The following is an 18,494-nucleotide window of genomic DNA, read 5'->3' as shown; positions in this document are numbered from 1 at the left end:
TTTTAGCCTTAAGCCTCAGCTATCCTAACTACGATGCCATCTGGTTTTACCGCCAGCTTTACCATCACTTACAATAATTCCTTGAGCTTCGAGTTCATCACGAATCCGGTCAGCTTCAGCAAAATCCTTAGCGTTTCGGGCTTCCTGACGTTGCTCAACTAAAGCTTCAATCTCAGCATCAGTTAAACCATTAGCATTAGTATTGTCCTCATCAGGTTGAGCTTCTAAACCTAAAATTTGTGCTAAACCAACAAGGGTATACCATTGCTGCTTAAGAATTTCTGGATTTGTTTCTGTCTTACCTTGATGAACTAACAAATTACCTTCTTTGCGTAAATGTTTGGCAATTTCAAACAAAACAGCTAAACCTTCAGCAAAGTTAAAGTCATCATCAAGTGCTGTTTGGAAACGTTCTACATAATTAGGTGTAATGTAGTTTTCTGCTTCCTCGTTAACCACTTCTTGCTCTTGGGTTGCAGCTTCAGAAACGATTTCTTCAGATGCGTTTATTTTACTATCAACTGTTTGAATGAGCGAACGCACTTGTTGAACAAGCATTTCACGAGTAGAAGTTTTGAACAAATAGCGACCTGTTATCCCAATACCAATGATTTCAAAAATAGGTGGTAAAAACGGCACACTACTAGCTATCTTCAAAACTTCAGATGCAAATTTAAGCGACACTCCGCCAAGTGCAACTGCAATAGTTAAAAATACCAGTTCTTTGTATTGTTTGACAGTTTCTCCATAAGCTTGAGGTAGCTTTAAGAAAGGCTGCAAGATTTGGATTAAAGTTTCCTGCCAAACAGATTTATTTGATTCTGGTTTTGGTTCAGATGCTTGATTTACCTCAGTTTCCACAGGTTCAACTTTGGTGGGATTTGTTAAATCTGCTTCTGTCCAACCAAGTTTTGAGCCATGTTGGTAGCAAAACAGTAAACCTTCTTTAAGGGTATTCCAACCATTAGTAGCGCCTGCGATCGCATCTTCACTAAAATCAATAGGCTTACGATACTGTGCTGTTAACACAAACAACCGCATCGCCATTGGATCAGTTTGACGCTCTAGTAACTCACGAATAGTAATAAAATTGCCTAAAGACTTAGACATTTTTTCCCCATTCACCGTTACCATCCCGTTATGTAACCAGAAAGTAGCTAAAGGTTTACCAGTCACCGCTTCTGATTGGGCAATTTCATTTTCGTGATGGGGGAAAATTAAATCAGCACCACCAGCATGAATATCAATTGTTTCACCTAAGCGATCGCGCACCATCGCCGAGCATTCAATATGCCAACCAGGACGACCCGAACCCCAGTTAGATTCCCAAGCAGGTTCCCCTTCTTTCGCACCCTTCCACAAAGCAAAATCAAAGGGATCTTGTTTCTTAGTATCTTCCTCTTCAACCTCAACTCGACCACTCGCCCCAGCTTGCAAATCTTCTAACTTGCGACCAGAAAGCTTGCCATATTCGGGAAACTTACGCACCGCATAATAAACATCACCTTCTGCGGGATAAGCAAAACCTTTATTCTCCAAATCATGGATTAAACGCTTAATTCCATCCAAAGTATGAGTAGCACGGGGATATTCATCAGCATCCTTAACATTTAACCGCTTCATATCCTCAAAATAAGCTTGGATATAGCGTTCTGCGACCTCTTCCATCGAAGAATTTTCTTCCCTAGCGCGGTTAAGAATTTTGTCATCAATATCAGTAAAATTCTGCACAAACCGCACATCATATCCCCGCCATTGCAAATAACGGCGTACTGCATCCCAAACAATGCAAGCACGGGCATGACCCAAATGGCAGTAGTCATAAACCGTCACGCCGCAGTAATACATCTGCACCTTACCTGGTTCTAGCGGCTCAAACGGTTCTTTGCTACGAGTGAGAGTGTTGTAAAGGTTTAACGTCATAATTGCAATGGGTGAAATTATTTAAGGATATAGCTGAGTTGAGGGGCATAATTAAACTTAAAATTTAACTCGATGATGGGTCATGGGTCATCGGTCATTAGTCATTGTTAATTGTTAAGATCCATGACTAGCGTGATATTTAAGTTGATTTTTACCTGCCTACTTAATAACAACCTCTAAATAATATCCGCAATAATGAAGAGAGAACCGTATAAATAGACGTTATTGACAGCCACGCTATGCAATCAGCAGTTAAACCTGACCAATCCCCAGTAATGGATGCACCTAAACTGGGTCTACCAGTTACGATTATTACTGGTTTTCTCGGTAGCGGTAAAACCACACTTCTTAACCATATTCTCAGCAACCAAGAAGGTGTAAAAACAGCAGTTTTAGTCAACGAGTTTGGTGAAATTGGTATTGATAACGAATTGATAGTCACCACCGGAGAAGATATGGTGGAACTCAGCAACGGTTGTATTTGCTGCACCATTAATAATGATTTGGTTGAAGCAGTATACAAAGTGCTAGAGCGTGAAGAGCAGATCGATTATTTGGTCGTGGAAACAACTGGTTTAGCTGATCCTTTGCCAGTTGCACTGACTTTTTTAGGTACGGAATTGCGAGAAATGACTCGCCTAGATTCCATCATTACTGTTGTAGATGCAGCTAATTTTAGTGTGGATCTATTTAACAGCGAAGCTGCAAATAACCAAATTGCCTACGGTGATATTATTCTGCTCAACAAAACTGACTTAGTTGATGAAGCAGATTTAGATTTGTTAGAAGTTAGAATTCGAGATATTAAGGCTGATGCTAGAATTTTACGCACTACTAAGGCACAAGTAAATCTGCCTTTAATTCTCAGCGTTGGTTTGTTTGAATCTGAGCAGTATTTTCAACCGGAACAATCAGATCATGGTGATGAACATCACGACCACGATCACGATCACCACGATCATAGTAGCTGCGATCATGATCATGGGCATTGTACCCACGAAGATCACGATCATCACCATCACTCCCATCACTTAGAAAATGATGGGTTTACCTCGATTTCTTTCCAAAGTGATAAACCCTTATCAATTAGGAAGTTTCAGTATTTCTTAGATAATCAATTACCGGAAAATGTTTTCCGCGCTAAAGGTATTCTGTGGTTTGATGAAAGTTCCAAACGCCATGTATTCCATTTATGCGGTAAGCGATTTTCAATTGATGATGAAGAGTGGAAAGGTCAACCTAAAAACCAACTTGTGTTGATTGGTCAGAATTTGGATCATGATAACTTGCGATCGCAAATTCAAGCTTGTGTCTGTCTCCCGTCTAGCACTCGTGGTAAAGGCTTTGGTAAATAGCTAGATTCAAGCTGACTTAACTCGAAATTGCGCCTCAACTTATCTAAATAGTTGATGTGCAATTTTGAGTTAAAGCTTCCGGGAGATTGATTCTCATCGAAAAAACTGACTTGTTAAGTAAGTGGACACAAATGAAAGTAAAATTAACTTTTAGCCTCACCAGTTACTAATTTTAGTAGTTATAAGTAACGTAGAATTTTACCCACATAATTAATTGCTTTCAAATTAATGTCTAAAATATCGGCGCTAGGGTTAGATGTTGGTAGTAAACGTATTGGAGTTGCTGGCTGTGATGGCACTGGTTTAATTGCTACAGGTTTAACGACAATTGAACATACTTCCTTTGATAGAGATATAGAGCAATTGCGATCGCTAGTAGAGGAGCGACAGGTGCAAGTGCTGGTTGTGGGATTACCTTATTCAATGGATGGAACAATAGGGTTCCAAGCCAAAAAAGTCCAAAAATTTGCCAGTAGGGTAGCAGCAGCCCTCCAGCTACCCCTAGAATATGTCGATGAGCGGCTGACTTCGGTTCATGCAGAACAGCTAATTATTGCAGAAAAGCGATCGCCCTCCCGCAACAAAGGCTTGATTGATCGCAAAGCGGCGGCTTTAATTTTGCAGCAATGGTTAGATGATCGTCGCGCAAATATGAAAAAACAATTAGCGCAATCATCGAACTTATTAACTGAACAAGTTTAATCTCATAGTACATAGGCGGGAATATTTCAACTACTTGTGCTAAGTTGAAATCACAAATGGTTGGATTTCACTATGAATCCACTTGCGCTGAGATCTTTCAGCAATAAACGGTCGCACCCTAAACTTAGGTGGACATCCATCTAAAACATCAATGCGTAAAAATGAATAAGGTCGCCTCTTTTGCCCACCCTGACCATTGCGACCAACAAATAATTTGCAACTTGCGACTGTCCGAGTTATTCCTCCATCCTCTGTAAAAGTTTCCCTTAATTCTGACCCTTCACTTCGCTGGCGGCGGAGACTGTAACCACTCCCACCGCACACAATCCAGTTAATATGAGAGTCGGCGTGTCCCGTATTACCTGTCTGCAAATACTCTAAGCAGTGAGCATGACCATTTAACACTAAATCAACGACCCCACGCCCCTGAGTTAAATCTCCCACCGCATTCGCAACAGCATCAAATACCGCGCGTAGACGCTGACGAACTGCTAAAGTTTGCGCTTGGTTCCACTTTGTTGCCTCAGTTACATAAGGTGGATGGTGAAAATAAATTACACGCCCACGTACTTCTTTATTATTCCAAGATGCAATCAACCTTTCTCGCAGCCAATCAAGTTGCTCATAATCAATTACAGTTGTTTGATTAGGTTGCAGTTGTTTATCAATATCGAGCAAGGTTTCTTCTATCTGCTGTAACTTGGTGCGTAAATCATCTAGATGTTCAGCTTCATCTGGCTGATTTGGGTTCAAAGTAGCCGCAGTTGCCATAATTTCCTGTTGTTGCTGTTCCAACTCCTCTTGCTGCTCTGCTAGTAGGCGACGGTAAGCTGCTCCCTCTTGCCCGACAGGAACGGGTATGGGATCATTGAAGGTATTAGAATCAAGAGCAAAAAAGTCAATTCCGCCATAACGGAATGTGTAATAACGATTAGGTAAGCGAGTAAATTGCCCAGGTTGATAACGCAAGCAGTAACCTGTTTCAGTCAAAGCCCCGTAATGACGATCTAAATGCTGTGCTAACTCTGCTTGTGAATTAAATGTTTTTAAGTAGTCTATAAATGCTTGGGCATAAGCATTACCTTGAAAAGATCCATGCCAACCTACGTCGAAATCTAAAACAGATCGCAACAACCTCTGAAAGGGTTTGGTTGTTTGTGCAATTAAACCAAAGATTAAGGGCAAATCATAATAATCATGGTTCCCTGGAACTGGCAGAAAAGGCAGGTTAAAAGTCATCTGATTATAGGCAATGCGATCGGGATGCTCACCACCTAAAATAAACTCTCTATAAGGTTCAATAAAGTTTTTTTTGTAGTACTCGCTAGAACCAACTAAATAAATAACATCACCCGTATGTAATACAAAACGTGAGCTATCTCGATGAAGCAGCATTTGTTTTGCAATTTGTCGTTGCGGGTTATGACCTCCATGAGATCCTGAACCACTATCACCTACAACTAAAAACGAGAACTCGGAACTATCAGAACCGCCATCATCTAAAACCATTCGGGTTTGATCAATTCCCCGATCAACTATGAATGGATCTTGCCACCGTACCCGTTCTTTCATTTTGCGGATTTTGACAGATATCGGTGGATCAGAGACAAATTTCATGGTCATTGAGCAGCAGGTATTACTAATTTGAAAGCTTGATAAATTGCTTGCTGTTGTTCAGCGTCATAACCCCAACGTTCTAAAAAAGATTTATAAATACCTTCTTTTTTAGTTATTGTTTCTAATAGATTTTGGGAATGCTGATATATTGCAGGAACTTGAAGCAATTCTATCAGATTGGCTGTCCGTCGGGTTACTCTTTCTGAACTTGCAACCATCTCTTGGTCGTCGTTGCGACGATGGGCAACTGCGCTGGCAGCAGACATGGCTAAATTTTTCACCAATAAATCTGCAACAATTTCTGAGTTTGTTCTTAATGCCTGAATAACTGCTGGTGAGGGGGTGTCGGGTAAAGAACTGTCAGAGGTTAGATAGCTAACAAAAAATCCTCTAGAACCAAAATCGCTTTTAACTAAATCTGTAAGATAAACTGTTATTTCTTCTTCTGATAAATCGGCAGCTTCTATCTGGGAGATTAAGGATTGAGTAAGTTCAATAGCTTGTTCAAATGATACTTTTTCTGGAACTTTTAATTGAGGATTTGCCATAATTTTATCCAGCTTTAATGAGTTAATTTTTCAGAATATTTATTATTATGATAATACTTAATATCCACCTGGCATAGCCAGCAAACGCCATTGCCCTTGGATTTTACCGAAAACAGCTTGGTATTCTGAGGGAGAGTAAACAAAGCGATTGTAAACATATCCTTGGCGACCCTGGGGTAAAATAACGGGTGTCCAATTATTATTAGGATTATTGTTTTCGCCGAAGGTTGTTTGTGTTATTTGTTGGGTTGCGATTTGAGGATTGACCTCTACAACTTCGTTAGATAGTAACGCTACGACTGCGCTATTTTTTTGCGGTTGCGATCGCACGGACACATTTTTGCCGATAACTACTACACGGTTGATGGAACCCGATACACCTGCAACTAATTCTGAACTATTAGCTTGACTGCTTAACTGCTTCGTGATATTGTTGCAACTCCATAACTGAGATTCTGGATCTAAATCTGGGTAACTCAAATTAGCTTCTGCTGTACAACCAACTGCGATCGCATGATCCAAACTTAGCCAAAATGCGGATTCTCGGTTTTCCAGCTTAAGATCTGCAATAGCTGTTTCCCTATAACCAATAGCAATTTTATCGGATGGTAAGATTGCTCTGATAAAGTTCATATCCTTAAGCTTGGTTGCATAGCGCAAGCGTTGACGAAATTGAGCGAAATCACTTGCAGGTTTAACTTCGTCTACCAAAGTAAAACGCTGATGGGGAAAATCATCAAGCTTGGTTGAAACTAAGGCTGCTGTTTTCAACTTCATTTCCCTTGGCTTGGTCACAGATACAGTTTGATCGCTGACATTTGTAAACACAGCAGGTGGATTTTCTGCTGATGTTGCAGTTGATGACAAATCAATTAATAAAGTTGATGCCTGTGTCCTTGCAGGAAAATTGTGTAATACTGCTAGACTTGCTCCTGCAACTGACGAAATCGCGATCGCTGCGGAAAACAGCAATTGAAAATTTTTCATGCTGAACTGTGCTATGACAACCATTAGTTAACTTTAACTGTTAACTTCAAGGATCAAGCACAGCTTTCAGAAAAATAAATCAAACTTAGGGAAATCACTTAAAAGAGCAATTATACTCCCAAAGGCTATTGACTTTTATTTCTCTTCTACATACATTTCTGGTTCTACAGCAAAATTATCAATCCGCCCTGACTCATCGATCACATAACCAGCAGTAGTGTCTAAGCCAGTACCGTCTTCTTGGTGTTTTGCTGCTTTTAGTTGCTCAACGTTTTGGTCTACATCCACATTAGAAGGAATCTCTTCCTCTGGATCATTAACGGCTATAGTTTGAGCTAACTGTACTCCAAAGTGATTATTACCAGGCGCACCTCTTCCAGGTTCAGCTTCCGATGGATCTTCTGGAAGGATAGGGTTTTGTTCTTCGCTCATAAATTTTTCTCCAATTGCTATAGTAGTGAATTGTGATCTGTAGTTGCCTATGACAGAGATACAGAAAACTTAATGCTAAAATTTTTGTGTTTCTACGAAAATATCGTAATTACTCAACAGATTTACTCTTTCGCGGGTATTAAATTGCTTAAAGCTAAGGAATAGATAGCATCTAGAAAAAAGTAGAGACGCGAAATTATGCGCTACGCCCACGCTTCTATATGCTGATAGCTGATAGCTGACTGCTGATTGCTATATAATAATTCGTTAGAATGGTGCAATTAAGTATAAATATCTAAATGCTCGATTTCAATACCATTTGTGAATTCTCTCGCAACCACTGTGTTGCCATTTGTGCGTTTTTGGTTCCAGCTAACTTGGTCGCGACGATCTCGACAATCATCTTAACAGCAGTTCGTCGCCCAGCAGCCCAAGTACAGCGAGTTGCTACTATTGGCAACCTTTTTGCTGGTGTAATGATTTTTCATGTAATTACTTGGTTTATGGTTGGGGTGGTGATGGCTCCTACCTACGTGCTATTTATCTTGGCAAGTACTTGTTTGAGTGTTAACTGCTGGGCTATGGCACATCCTTCTAGTATGGTGAGATTAATTAGAGGATTGTTAGCTTTGATTGGGTTTAACAAGCAACAATTAGCAAGCAATGAATAGTAACGGGTGTAATTAACCGTCAATCAGCTATTTTTGATTGATGGAGCGACTGCGAGGTTATATGCCCCTGTTTGCATTGCTTTAATCTCACTAGCTAACCAGGGACGAGGAGACTGGCAATTGTGAGCAATTAGCAAGCCCCATAACCTGCGCTGATTGAGAATTGGTACGACTAAGTTAGCGCGAACTTGCATTGTTCTGAGGTAATCTCGATGGCAAGGTTGAATTGGTTCTAATTCAATATCCGCGATCGCACGGCACCGTCCAGCTTCGTAGAGTGCTGCATATTCACCATTAAAACATTCGTCTGGCCCAGTAGATCCCAGAATCGAAAACTTACTTTCACTTAAGGACTCAAAGGTAACTCGCCCTGACCACTGGCGAAAGAAGTAATACAACACCACACGATCAACTATTAGTAATTCTCTTAGTTCGTCGGTGGTTTTCTGAACTAAGCTATCACGAGATAGATTAGCACTCAGACGATCAAGAATTTTTTGTAAGCCTAAGTCAGACATCCAATCAAGTTTACCCGCGTAAGTATTTAAACTCAAGCCTATAATTAATGCGATTTAACAACCATGCTCTTGAGAGTAAATTTACCCCTTTACTAAAAGGAAAAGGGGTATTACTCCCAAACCATTAAAAGATTACCGATTATATTCTTCTTCCTTGGCGTTCTTTGCGTCTAAAACTAGGATCGCGTTTCGCTTCGCTAAGGCGGTTTATAAAATAGGTATTCGCCATAGTGGGAAGGGAGTAATTACCGTTAAAATCTCAACATGATCGTTAGGCGTAAGCCACTGCTGCTTTTAACACGCCCTCAAATAACTTAATCCCATGTGTGCCGCCTAAAACTACATCAGCAGCCCTTTCTGGATGTGGCATCATGCCTAGCACATTTCCTTGGCGATTGCAAATTCCAGCAATACCATTTACAGATCCATTGGGATTATCGCCTACATAGCTAAACAGAATTTGATTGTTTGCTTGTAAAGCTGCCAAAGTTTCAGCATCAGCATGATAGCAACCTTCACCGTGAGCAATGGGTAGGGTAATCACTTCACCTGCTTGGTAAGCTTGTGTCCAAGGAAGGTTTGTGTGTTCAACTTTAACGGGAACGCGATCGCAAATAAAGTGCAAATCACGATTGCGTACTAGCGCACCTGGTAATAATCCCGCCTCTGTCAACACTTGGAAACCGTTACAGATGCCTAAAACGTATTTACCTTGGTTGGCGTGTTCCACCACTTGCTGCATAACAGGAGAAAATCGCGCGATCGCACCGCATCTCAGGTAATCTCCATAGCTAAAGCCACCTGGAATAACTACTACATCAATGTCAGAAATATCTGTTTCCTCATGCCAAACCATCCGAGTTGGCACACTGAGCAAATCACGGGTAACATAAGCGACATCGCGATCGCAATTTGAACCAGGAAAAACTACAACTCCAAATTTCACTAATTAGCCCCCACCATTGTCGCCACTTCAACTAAATCAAAGCGATAATTTTCAATTACTGGATTAGCTAACAACTGATCGCAGATTTTATCAAGTTGTTCTTTTGCGGATTTTTCATCATCCGCAGTTAACATCAACTCTACATACTTGCCAATTCTCACTTGTTCCACATTCTCATATCCCATGTGGCTTAGTCCAGACTGTACCGCAGTACCAGCAGGGTCTAAAACCGAGGGACGGAGGGTAACATAGATCCGAGCTTGATATTTGCGATTCACCTAGATCCCCTAATTCTTCAAAGATTGCGCTTTTAAAATCCCATTATATAATTGTAAAACTTGACCGAGTGTAGTTTGCTGCCTTTAATTTTTATGCAAGTGTTTTAATGGAGAAACAGTTAAAGATTTTGGCAATCCGAGTCAGAATAAGATTTAAAGATAGTTGCCATGAAAGCCCAACGCACCCGCAGTCAAGACCGAATTTTGAACTTATTGAAGGCACTCAATCGCAGTGTCTCGGCTCAAGATATTTATATAGAACTTCGCCATCATAATCAGGGTATGGGTTTGGCAACTGTTTACCGCTCACTGGAAGCTTTAAAACTCGAAGGTGTAATACAGGTGCGGACTTTAAATAGTGGCGAATCTCTGTATAGTTGTGTACAACAAGATAAGCATCACCTGACTTGTTTACAATGTGGAGCATCTATTGGAATTGATGAATGTCCAGTGCATCAACTCGAAACCGAGCTACAAAAATCTCATTCCTTTAAAATTTATTATCACACCTTAGAATTTTTTGGTTTGTGCGATCGCTGTGTAACTGAAATTAGTTGTTAAAACACACCTCTGACTTCAATAGCAACACATCTATCACCAATGAGATTTTAGTTAAAAATTAAATCTAGGCATAGGTTGTAATCTTTATTCTATATGCCTAGTTAATATACTGTTGAGGATTGTGTTAATTATTTGCAGTTATGGTATTAGGAGATGAATCTGTACAGCTTTCTTAACTCATTAGGCATTGCCAACCCCACTGGTACTGGATGGCTGGCAGTGATTTTTACATTTATTTTGGCTTGGGTAGTAACCTACCGTTTTATTCCCCAAGTCCGCACTTTTGCTTTACGAGTTGGCTGGGCAGATCAACCTAACGCCCGACGGTTGAACCGAGAACCCTTACCTAACGCTGGCGGACTGGCAATTTATGCTGGTGTCATAGCTGCATTGATCTTAGCTACTTTTTTAAGACCAATAGTTATTGAAGCAGTATTGGCTCAAGTTCTAACTATTCTCCTGGGCGGTTCGATGTTAGTGCTTGTCGGCTTTATTGACGATCAGTATGGTTTACCCCCACTGTTTCGCTTATTAACTCAAATTCTAGCATCACTGTTATTGATCGGTAGCGGTACAATCATCCAACTAAATTTCGGTACTCCTATTGATCCCATACTATCAGTTTTACTAACAATTATCTGGGTAGTAGGAATTACTAATGCCGTCAATTTGATGGATGGGATGGATGGATTGGCAGGCGGGATCAGTTTCATTACTGCAATGAGTTTGTTAGCTGTTTCCGCTCAATTTGAAGCTCGTGCCGCAGCAACATTAGTATTAGCTGCTGTAGCAGGTTCAGCACTAGGCTTTTTACGCCACAATTTTCACCCATCCCACATCATTATGGGGGATGCCGGAGCTTATTTTTTAGGCTACGTACTTGCTGGTACGAGTATTTTAGGCAATTTAAAAGTAACCACATTGTTTGCCTTAATACCAACAGTATTATTTGTGCTAGTACCTGTGCTAGATACAACCCAAGTGTTCGTGCGACGGCTAATGGTAGGGAAAAATCCTTTAAGTACTCCAGGGAAAGATCACCTGCACCATCGCTTACTAGCTTGGGGTTTTTCTCAACGGCACGCAGCAATTATTCTTTGGGCAATTACCTTAGTTTCTAATTGGGTAGCAATGAGAATGCAAGGAATGAGCGGAATAATGATGCTTGCTACTACTATTGGGATTGTCTTGCTATTAAGTTTTACTGTTTGGCGACGGCTACGGGCAGTATTTAGGGCAACAAAAGGAATTGCTAGATAGTTGCTGAAATTGAAGTTAATCAAGGTCGTTTGTTATAATTAACTACCATTTTTTACATCTAAAGAGCTAGGCTTTTCAGAATCAGTTACAATCGAGCGAATTCCTTCCAGAGTTCCTGGAAGACTACGGGGATCTATAAACATCACCTTACTACTACCGCTTTTACCAATGATCGTCCCCATGTCTAGATAATTCTGAGCTATTAAAAACTGCAAAGCTTCACGAGCGTTAGGATCAGTTCTTATAGTGTTAGCAATGATTTGTATAGCATCAGCATTAGCCTGAGCCTTGAGGACTTGTTGCTGACGTTCTGCTTGTGCTTTGAGAACAATTGTTTTTTGTTGACCTTCTGCTTCTAAAATGGCAGATTTTTGACGTGCTTCTGCTTCTAAAACTTGTGCTTCTGCTTTACCTTTAGCACTGTTAATTGCACCTTCACGTTCACCTTCTGAGTTTAAAATTGCCGCCCGCTTTTTACGTTCAGCAGCCATTTGTAATTCCATTGATTCTTGCACTGCTTTGGAAGGAATAAGATCTCGCAATTCTACCCGCGTTACTTTTACTCCCCAAGGATCAGTAGCTTCGTCAAGTTCTTGTAGTAGCATTTCATTTATTTGACTACGGGCTGTAAAAGTTTCATCTAGTTCGAGTTTGCCCATTTCTCCCCGAATTTGTGTTAATACTAAATTCACCATTGCGGCGTGGAGATTTTCTACTTTGTAGTATGATCTCTCCATATCAAGGATACGCCAGTAAACTACAGCATCAACGGTAATCGAAACATTATCACGAGTAATACATTGTTGAGGAGGAATGTCCAAAACTTTTTCCCTAACATTTCCTTGAAATGCTACTCTTTGAAATCCAGGGATGACATAATTTAGACCTGGGGTGAGTTTTTTGCCGTTATATTTTCCCAATGTTTCAACTAAAACTTCGTCTCCTTGCTTGACAATTTTAACGCCGGAAAGAGCCGAACCACCGAGAACAACAAATATGATTAGACCGAATAAATCTCCCATTTTAAGCCTCGCTTTTGAGTAAAGTTAGATTTTTCTACTAATGATTAGGAATCTAATAAGTTTTTGGGAACTACGACTAGGGTAGTTCCTTGTCTGCCTACAACATAAACTTTTTGCCCTGGTGCGATCGCGCTATTATCTCCACAAACTGCCCGCCAAGAACCACCTTCATATAACACCCGTCCTGGTTGTTCAGGTAAAATTTCGGTTATTGTCTCAGCTTCAGTCGCATCACTAATGCTAGATATTTTACGCTTAGGCATTAAGCGATGGGTCAACACAATAAACCCAACAGATAACCCTAGCCAAATTACTACCTGTAAAGCAATCTGTGATGGTAGTAGCCTAGCGATTAAGGCTACTAACAAGGCGCTAATGCCCATCATAAATGCCGTAAAAGCTGTAGGGACAACAACTTCTAGCAAACACAGTAATGCTCCTACAGCTAACCAAAACACAGTAGGGTGAACCTGGAGGAAAAATGCTGTAGACATAATTAAGGGAGGATGAAGGAGGTAAGATAAAGGATAAAAAAAGCCAAAAGTCGGCATTTTGCTCCTAAGTTTATTAATAAAGTTGATTGGATAGTTGATGTTTCATCTCTCTACTCACCTGCCCCAAAATTATTTATGTAAATAAAGGCTTTTCATGTTATGTAAGAGTGGTAAAGCCTCCCACCTAACGATTTACTACAAATCTTGTTCTCTAGATTCCGTTGATTAATCCTATGAATACAGCTTTATTTTGCAGTTTTCAGTTAAATTTAATATTCTCTTTATAAGTTGTTAGCTTTATGATTAGTTCCAAGCCACTGATTCACTGTCTAAATTCAGCTTGTTCCCGTCCGCTAAATCCTATATCTAATAAGTTTTGTGAGAGTTGCCATACACCTTTAGTTTATCGCTATCTCTGGGCTGCTAACATATCTGCCAAGTTGATCCCACCAGGAGAGTTAGTCAACGAAAGATATCAAGTTATTGATTCTCAAATTTGGCTGGATACACACCCAAATTTACCACCACAGGTGAGTGATTCGTTACCGCAAGCGATTGTTCCTTATCTACGGCTTTATCCTCATTGTTTACACCTACCACAGGTGTATGGCTATGCGGTGCTAAATAAACGCTCAACTCTAGATCAAGTTTTGTTACTGGAAAATGTGCCAGTAGATGCTAACGGCAAGTTATTACCTTCAATAATACAGGAATGGCAGGAAGCATCTCCAGTGCGTCAAGTATACTGGCTGTGGCAAATTTTGGAACTGTGGCAGCCAATGGCAGAACAAGGTGTAGTTTCTAGTTTGTTGGTTGCGGATAATTTGCGGGTTGAAGGTTGGCGAGTTAGGTTGCGGGAATTTTATGCTGATGGGGTAGAAAATGCGATCGCAAATCCTCAAAATAATTCCTCTACTCAAACATTTATCCCAGGAGCCGTAAAACCAACCCTAGAACAGTTGGGAAGTTCTTGGGCATCTTGGTTTAACACGCCACACAAGCAGCTAGAAGAACCACTAGCAGCAATCTATCAGCAAATGCAAGCTGGAGATGCTTCATACTCGGCTATTGCTAATTCTCTTAACCAACTTCTACTAGAACAAGCCGCGTTATTACCTTTAAGTTGTTTAGTTGCTAGTGCTACAGATGCGGGTCCAGGGAAGCAGCATAATGAAGATAGCTATTATCCCAAAAATGATGATATTTCAGCTTTAAAAAATAACAATGGTAAAACGGCAAGTTTCTATAATGAGCAACTAATTTCGCACCTATCAATTGTTTGTGATGGTATTGGAGGTCACGAAGGGGGGGAAGTTGCAAGCCAGTTAGCGGTGCAGTCTTTGAAGTTGCAAGTCCAAGCCCGCTTAACAGAAGTAGTAGCAGATCCCGATATTATCACTCCAGATATTGTCTTCGAGCAATTAGCGGCAGTTATTCGCGTGGCAAATAACTTAATAGCAACCCGTAATGATGAACAAGGGCGAGAGTCACGCCGCCGGATGGCGACAACTTTAGTGATGGCATTGCAACTACCACAGCAAATAAATACACCTAAAGGTGTTGCTAATTCCCACGAACTTTATATTGCTAATTTAGGAGATAGTCGCGCCTACTGGATTACTCCTAAGTATTGCCAACAATTGACAGTGGATGATGATGTGGCAACCAGGGAAGTACGTTCAGGAAAAAGTCTATATCGGCAAGCTTTAGAGAGACAAGATGCGGGGGCATTAACTCAAGCAATGGGAATTAAAGATGCTGAGTTTTTGCGCCCAACTGTCAAAAGATTCATTATTGAAGAAGATGGCTTGTTGTTGCTTTGTTCTGATGGGGTAAGTGACAACAGATTGGTAGAGCAATATTTGACAGATTATGCCGAGCCAATTTTGGCAGGTAAGATGTCTGTGGAATCAGCAGTTGAGTCTTTGATTAATTTGGCTAATCAAAAAAATGGTCATGATAATTCTTCAGTTGTTTTAAGCTGTTGTAAAGTTAGCCCAGAAGAGCCTATAGCACTGGAAAAAAGAGCTACTACCAGTTTGAGTGCGCCTGTAATGGTATCAGCCGAGTTTGTGGAACCAGCCAATGTGTATATGGATGCAGAACTGGTGACACCGGAAGAGGCACAACCAGCAGATATCGCTCAAGAGCGTAATGGGAAAATTAGTTTAGGTGCAGCATTAGCATTGCTAATACTACTAATTGGTGTTGGGGCATTTGGTTTAACTACTTGGTGGCTACTTAGTCCTCAAGGAGTTGAGATGATCCGCGATCGCTTGTTTAAACAAGAACAATCCCCACAACAGTCTCAACCTTTTAATGTAGAATAATTTTTATGAACTACCCCGCCCAAACTAAGAGTTTGGACGAGGTTTCTGGCACTTCTTCTGTCCAACTTGTTTCATACCTCCGCAGCTTTTTACGGCTTTAGGGTTAGAAATAGAGGTCAAACATCCATGCTTATCGAGGCTAGTTCCTAACCCCGTGCGTAAATACTCTGCACAGACAGTCGCCGAAGCAAAATCCCTATCACAGGTATAGGTACATTTTTCGCATTTATGAACTCGTTCGGACAAAGTTTTAGGCTTAATGTAATCGCATTTTGGGCAGCGTTGACTCGGCTTAATTTTTTGGGTAGGAACTTCTACGAAAATTCCTCCAGCTTCCTCAACTTTGTACTCAATTGCTGACCGCAACATTCCCATACCAACATCTAAGATAGAGCGATTAAGTCCTGTTTTTTGAGCTTTTCTGACGCTACCTTTTTTAGCTTTCTTGGTCATTTTTTTAAGATTAAGTTTCTCAGTAGCAACCATGCTATTACTGCTTACAATTTGTGCTGCTACTTTATGAATAAAATCTTGTCGCTGATTAGCTGCAATGCGTACTAACTTACTAACTTTTTTTTGTGCTTTTCTCCATCTTTTTGATGCTTTAACTCTTTTCTGATAATCAGCCGTGCGTTTCCGTCGTTTCTGACGGTTAGCTTGTTTGATTTTGGTTTGGACTTGTTTTAAGTGTCTGGGATTGTCTTCTTCTAATTGCTCATACTCGCCATCACCTAAATGGACTGCTCCCATTACTGCAACATTGCAACCAAAATCCAAACCAATTAACCCATTACCTGTTTCCCTTTGTACATCACAAGCAACAGTAATCGAGGCATACCATTTACCATTACGGTAAACAATAGTTAAAGTAGTAGGATTGCCCCAAGTTCTCGCTTTTCCCCTCATCTGGATATGTCCCAAATTGGAAATATCGAGATAACCATTAACACCCGTTGTATGTGCTTTCCATCCAGAATTACAGGGATAAGTCCAACCCGAATAATGTCTTAAAGACTTAAAACGTGGATAACCTCCTAATCCCTGAAAAAACCTATAATAAGCAAAATCAACCCGTTTAATGGTTGCTTGTAATGCGTGGGAACCGAGTTCTTTAAATTCTGGTAATACTTGACGGATTACCTTAACTGCACGTTGTTGGTCATAGTAGCTAACACTTTTATGATCTCGTTTATACGCTATCTGACGATCACTTAATGCTTGGTTATAAAGCCAGCAATGTAGTTTACGCCACTCAAACATTTTTGCCGTTTGAGCTTGATTTGGATAAATGCAAAATGTTGTGCGTCGTGTTGCTAACATATAAATATTGTAGCAACAATGTAGCAGTATGACAAGAGAAAAAACTTTGCGTGTAAGGCTTGATGAGAAAGAGTGGGAGAAGTTACAAGTTTATGCTGACTCTAAAGGGGTAGGGATGTCTCATATTATCAGAGATTATATTCGTCGATTGCCTCATGTAATGACTAAGAACCAAGAGGAACCTGAATAGTATTGTTATCTGCTGTCCGCCGTTAACCCCGCCCATGAGTACATGGACGGAGAATGCACGGCGGTTGAAGGTTCAACGCACAGGGCGCAAAGGTAGAATTTGAGTTTTCCTCTCTCCCCTCCCTCCTCTCCCCTCTCTCCGCCCTATTTTTAAGATCTGGTCAAAACGAATGCACCCTCCTATGGCAAAATATTAAGGTTGTCCTATCAAGTTTAGGAAGAAGCTCTGTTATTGGTACAGTCCATCTTCTACGAGAAAATAAGATATGAAAGTTGGCGATCGCGTCCGTGTTAAAAACTCTGTGATTGTTTACCACCATCCTGAACATCGTGGTCAGCCCTTTGATATCAAGGATCAGGAAGGAGAAGTATTGGCGATTGTCACTGAATGGCAAGGAAGACCAGTCAGTGCTAATTTCCCATTTCAGGTGAAATTTCAGCAAAAATTCCGCGCCCATTTACGGGATGATGAATTGGAGTTAGTAGAGTAGTGTTCAGGTGCGTAGGCGTAGAGAAGCCCGTCGTAGACATCGCGCTTAAGTTATCGGCATTAAATCTTCTGCAATAAATATATTGTTGTCAGTTATCGCTTACGGCGATTGAACCAGCCAAAAATGTTGATGTCCCGACGCATTTTTGCTAGTTCTTGTCGGTTATTTTGGGCTGTAAGCTGATACCATTCACAGTAGATTTTAAGCTCTTGGCGATATTCTGCTTCACGACGAAACTCGTAAGCCATTTGATATGAGGCAAATATTTCGGCGGCTGGTGGAATTTTGGGAATAATTTGTCTAAATTCTTTGGACATAATTTTTGTTATTAAAAAAATATTAATCTTTTGCTGGTCTGTGTGTTCTGCTATACAGCGAAATAAAAAATGTTCTTGTAAAATACCTAAGTCTGCTGTAGCGGGATTTTTTAAAGCGACACAGGAATATTTACCACTCACAAATAATGCCACCATACAGCCTATTAAATCCTAGCATTGAGCAGTTAGTAGCAGAGATTGTGGCTGTCAATCACGCTTGGAAGGAAGCGCGAGATTTATTAGAAAATGCTTCCCCTTTGGCTATTTCTTTAAGAGAAATTAAGACTCGTTTACAGGTGCGCCTCTTGCGTAGCTATGCACCAGAGCAAGTTTATCTGGAATTAGATACAAAAGTTGAGCAGGTAAATGGGGAATTTGATCCAGAAGCAGAAGTTGGGGAGCCACTTTATGGTTTACTGCTACGAGAGCCGATTAATGGTCGCTGGAATGCTGAACATCTGCCTGTAAGGGTAGCTAATGAAGTGCTTTCGGAGCATGAATTACAGCTATTTACGAGAGTTCTCTCAAAATAA

The 18,494-nt window shown here is 40.6% G+C and carries 21 protein-coding genes; 9 read left to right on the top strand and 12 right to left on the bottom strand.

Annotated elements, in window-relative coordinates; all coding sequences use genetic code 11:
* Positions 1-24: 24 nt before the first annotated feature.
* Complete coding sequence (gene cysS, locus CRI9333_RS28330; RefSeq protein WP_015202905.1) at positions 25-1,923, bottom strand: cysteine--tRNA ligase; 1,899 nt, start codon at positions 1,921-1,923, stop codon at positions 25-27.
* 239 nt (positions 1,924-2,162) lie between these two features.
* Here cysS and CRI9333_RS09270 point away from each other — a divergent pair, with 239 nt between their 5' ends.
* Positions 2,163-3,278, top strand: coding sequence for a CobW family GTP-binding protein (locus CRI9333_RS09270; protein WP_015202904.1), 1,116 nt, complete (start codon positions 2,163-2,165; stop codon positions 3,276-3,278).
* A 228-nt stretch (positions 3,279-3,506) separates the two neighbouring features.
* The gene (gene ruvX, locus CRI9333_RS09265; RefSeq protein WP_015202903.1) at positions 3,507-3,980 is read left to right on the top strand and encodes a Holliday junction resolvase RuvX; all 474 of its coding nucleotides are present in this window, start codon (positions 3,507-3,509) and stop codon (positions 3,978-3,980) included.
* A 39-nt stretch (positions 3,981-4,019) separates the two neighbouring features.
* Here the strand turns inward: ruvX and CRI9333_RS09260 are convergent, their stop codons facing one another.
* The 4 genes from CRI9333_RS09260 to CRI9333_RS09245 all read right to left on the bottom strand — a co-directional run bounded on the left by CRI9333_RS09260 (position 4,020) and on the right by CRI9333_RS09245 (position 7,564).
* A complete protein-coding gene (locus CRI9333_RS09260) occupies positions 4,020-5,597 on the bottom strand; it encodes a metallophosphoesterase family protein (protein WP_041226001.1) in 1,578 nt (525 codons plus the stop codon).
* A 2-nt stretch (positions 5,598-5,599) separates the two neighbouring features.
* Complete coding sequence (locus tag CRI9333_RS09255) at positions 5,600-6,145, bottom strand: hypothetical protein (RefSeq protein ID WP_015202901.1); 546 nt, start codon at positions 6,143-6,145, stop codon at positions 5,600-5,602.
* Between the two features lie 57 nt (positions 6,146-6,202).
* A complete protein-coding gene (locus CRI9333_RS24860) occupies positions 6,203-7,132 on the bottom strand; it encodes an SH3 domain-containing protein (RefSeq protein ID WP_051035362.1) in 930 nt (309 codons plus the stop codon).
* Positions 7,133-7,267: 135 nt separating this feature from the next.
* Entirely contained in the window at positions 7,268-7,564 is a 297-nt protein-coding gene (locus CRI9333_RS09245) for a hypothetical protein (protein ID WP_015202899.1), read from the bottom strand.
* Positions 7,565-7,863: 299 nt separating this feature from the next.
* On the opposite strand from CRI9333_RS09245, the gene CRI9333_RS09240 reads away from it, so the two are divergent.
* Positions 7,864-8,235, top strand: coding sequence for a hypothetical protein (locus CRI9333_RS09240; RefSeq protein ID WP_015202898.1), 372 nt, complete (start codon positions 7,864-7,866; stop codon positions 8,233-8,235).
* Between the two features lie 23 nt (positions 8,236-8,258).
* Here the strand turns inward: CRI9333_RS09240 and CRI9333_RS09235 are convergent, their stop codons facing one another.
* The 3 genes from CRI9333_RS09235 to purS form a co-directional block, all read right to left on the bottom strand.
* The gene (locus CRI9333_RS09235) at positions 8,259-8,753 is read right to left on the bottom strand and encodes a GAF domain-containing protein (RefSeq protein ID WP_015202897.1); all 495 of its coding nucleotides are present in this window, start codon (positions 8,751-8,753) and stop codon (positions 8,259-8,261) included.
* Positions 8,754-9,024: 271 nt separating this feature from the next.
* On the bottom strand, positions 9,025-9,699 hold the full coding sequence (purQ, locus tag CRI9333_RS09230; RefSeq protein ID WP_015202896.1) for a phosphoribosylformylglycinamidine synthase subunit PurQ: 675 nt from the start codon (positions 9,697-9,699) through the stop codon (positions 9,025-9,027).
* Positions 9,699-9,977 (bottom strand): phosphoribosylformylglycinamidine synthase subunit PurS, encoded by a 279-nt coding sequence (gene purS, locus CRI9333_RS09225; protein WP_015202895.1) that lies wholly within the window; start codon positions 9,975-9,977, stop codon positions 9,699-9,701. The genes purQ and purS overlap by 1 nt, the downstream gene beginning before the upstream one ends.
* Positions 9,978-10,145: 168 nt before the next feature.
* Here purS and CRI9333_RS09220 point away from each other — a divergent pair, with 168 nt between their 5' ends.
* Entirely contained in the window at positions 10,146-10,538 is a 393-nt protein-coding gene (locus CRI9333_RS09220) for a Fur family transcriptional regulator (protein WP_015202894.1), read from the top strand.
* A gap of 153 nt (positions 10,539-10,691) precedes the next feature.
* Positions 10,692-11,798: an MraY family glycosyltransferase gene (locus CRI9333_RS09215; RefSeq protein WP_015202893.1), complete on the top strand. Its 1,107-nt coding sequence runs from the start codon at positions 10,692-10,694 to the stop codon at positions 11,796-11,798.
* Between the two features lie 38 nt (positions 11,799-11,836).
* Here the strand turns inward: CRI9333_RS09215 and CRI9333_RS09210 are convergent, their stop codons facing one another.
* Both CRI9333_RS09210 and CRI9333_RS09205 read right to left on the bottom strand, forming a co-directional pair.
* Positions 11,837-12,820 carry an SPFH domain-containing protein gene (locus tag CRI9333_RS09210; RefSeq protein ID WP_015202892.1) on the bottom strand — a complete coding sequence of 328 codons (984 nt, stop codon included), beginning with the start codon at positions 12,818-12,820 and terminating at the stop codon, positions 11,837-11,839.
* A gap of 44 nt (positions 12,821-12,864) precedes the next feature.
* Entirely contained in the window at positions 12,865-13,314 is a 450-nt protein-coding gene (locus tag CRI9333_RS09205) for an NfeD family protein (protein WP_041226517.1), read from the bottom strand.
* Between the two features lie 299 nt (positions 13,315-13,613).
* Here CRI9333_RS09205 and CRI9333_RS09200 point away from each other — a divergent pair, with 299 nt between their 5' ends.
* The gene (locus CRI9333_RS09200; protein WP_015202890.1) at positions 13,614-15,644 is read left to right on the top strand and encodes a 4-Cys prefix domain-containing protein; all 2,031 of its coding nucleotides are present in this window, start codon (positions 13,614-13,616) and stop codon (positions 15,642-15,644) included.
* A 24-nt stretch (positions 15,645-15,668) separates the two neighbouring features.
* Here CRI9333_RS09200 and CRI9333_RS09195 read toward each other — a convergent pair whose 3' ends face one another.
* On the bottom strand, positions 15,669-16,964 hold the full coding sequence (locus CRI9333_RS09195) for an RNA-guided endonuclease InsQ/TnpB family protein (RefSeq protein ID WP_015202889.1): 1,296 nt from the start codon (positions 16,962-16,964) through the stop codon (positions 15,669-15,671).
* A gap of 28 nt (positions 16,965-16,992) precedes the next feature.
* Here CRI9333_RS09195 and CRI9333_RS09190 point away from each other — a divergent pair, with 28 nt between their 5' ends.
* A complete protein-coding gene (locus tag CRI9333_RS09190) occupies positions 16,993-17,154 on the top strand; it encodes a ribbon-helix-helix protein, CopG family (RefSeq protein ID WP_015202888.1) in 162 nt (53 codons plus the stop codon).
* A 265-nt stretch (positions 17,155-17,419) separates the two neighbouring features.
* Entirely contained in the window at positions 17,420-17,644 is a 225-nt protein-coding gene (locus tag CRI9333_RS09185; RefSeq protein WP_015202887.1) for a ferredoxin-thioredoxin reductase variable chain, read from the top strand.
* 92 nt (positions 17,645-17,736) lie between these two features.
* On the opposite strand, the gene CRI9333_RS27715 is transcribed toward CRI9333_RS09185, so the two are convergent.
* Positions 17,737-18,117 (bottom strand): hypothetical protein, encoded by a 381-nt coding sequence (locus CRI9333_RS27715; protein WP_232229395.1) that lies wholly within the window; start codon positions 18,115-18,117, stop codon positions 17,737-17,739.
* Between CRI9333_RS27715 and CRI9333_RS09175 the strand changes: the two genes are divergently transcribed.
* Entirely contained in the window at positions 18,108-18,494 is a 387-nt protein-coding gene (locus CRI9333_RS09175) for a hypothetical protein (RefSeq protein ID WP_015202885.1), read from the top strand. The two genes, CRI9333_RS27715 and CRI9333_RS09175, sit on opposite strands and share 10 nt — an antisense overlap.

Origin of the sequence: Crinalium epipsammum PCC 9333, from assembly GCF_000317495.1 — a bacterium.
Classification (GTDB): domain Bacteria; phylum Cyanobacteriota; class Cyanobacteriia; order Cyanobacteriales; family PCC-9333; genus Crinalium; species Crinalium epipsammum.
The sequence above is the reverse complement of the archived record's forward strand: the minus strand, read 5'-3'. Positions and strand labels throughout refer to the sequence as shown.

Coding starts and splice junctions, on each gene's coding strand:
- cysS (WP_015202905.1), bottom strand. CDS start 1,923: ATGACGTTAAACCTTTACAACACTCTCACTCGTAGCAAAGAACCGTTT.
- CRI9333_RS09270 (WP_015202904.1), top strand. CDS start 2,163: ATGCAATCAGCAGTTAAACCTGACCAATCCCCAGTAATGGATGCACCT.
- ruvX (WP_015202903.1), top strand. CDS start 3,507: ATGTCTAAAATATCGGCGCTAGGGTTAGATGTTGGTAGTAAACGTATT.
- CRI9333_RS09260 (WP_041226001.1), bottom strand. CDS start 5,597: ATGAAATTTGTCTCTGATCCACCGATATCTGTCAAAATCCGCAAAATG.
- CRI9333_RS09255 (WP_015202901.1), bottom strand. CDS start 6,145: ATGGCAAATCCTCAATTAAAAGTTCCAGAAAAAGTATCATTTGAACAA.
- CRI9333_RS24860 (WP_051035362.1), bottom strand. CDS start 7,132: ATGAAAAATTTTCAATTGCTGTTTTCCGCAGCGATCGCGATTTCGTCA.
- CRI9333_RS09245 (WP_015202899.1), bottom strand. CDS start 7,564: ATGAGCGAAGAACAAAACCCTATCCTTCCAGAAGATCCATCGGAAGCT.
- CRI9333_RS09240 (WP_015202898.1), top strand. CDS start 7,864: ATGCTCGATTTCAATACCATTTGTGAATTCTCTCGCAACCACTGTGTT.
- CRI9333_RS09235 (WP_015202897.1), bottom strand. CDS start 8,753: ATGTCTGACTTAGGCTTACAAAAAATTCTTGATCGTCTGAGTGCTAAT.
- CRI9333_RS09220 (WP_015202894.1), top strand. CDS start 10,146: ATGAAAGCCCAACGCACCCGCAGTCAAGACCGAATTTTGAACTTATTG.
- CRI9333_RS09215 (WP_015202893.1), top strand. CDS start 10,692: ATGAATCTGTACAGCTTTCTTAACTCATTAGGCATTGCCAACCCCACT.
- CRI9333_RS09210 (WP_015202892.1), bottom strand. CDS start 12,820: ATGGGAGATTTATTCGGTCTAATCATATTTGTTGTTCTCGGTGGTTCG.
- CRI9333_RS09205 (WP_041226517.1), bottom strand. CDS start 13,314: ATGTCTACAGCATTTTTCCTCCAGGTTCACCCTACTGTGTTTTGGTTA.
- CRI9333_RS09200 (WP_015202890.1), top strand. CDS start 13,614: ATGATTAGTTCCAAGCCACTGATTCACTGTCTAAATTCAGCTTGTTCC.
- CRI9333_RS09195 (WP_015202889.1), bottom strand. CDS start 16,964: ATGTTAGCAACACGACGCACAACATTTTGCATTTATCCAAATCAAGCT.
- CRI9333_RS09190 (WP_015202888.1), top strand. CDS start 16,993: ATGACAAGAGAAAAAACTTTGCGTGTAAGGCTTGATGAGAAAGAGTGG.
- CRI9333_RS09185 (WP_015202887.1), top strand. CDS start 17,420: ATGAAAGTTGGCGATCGCGTCCGTGTTAAAAACTCTGTGATTGTTTAC.
- CRI9333_RS09175 (WP_015202885.1), top strand. CDS start 18,108: ATGCCACCATACAGCCTATTAAATCCTAGCATTGAGCAGTTAGTAGCA.
- CRI9333_RS27715 (WP_232229395.1), bottom strand. CDS start 18,117: ATGGTGGCATTATTTGTGAGTGGTAAATATTCCTGTGTCGCTTTAAAA.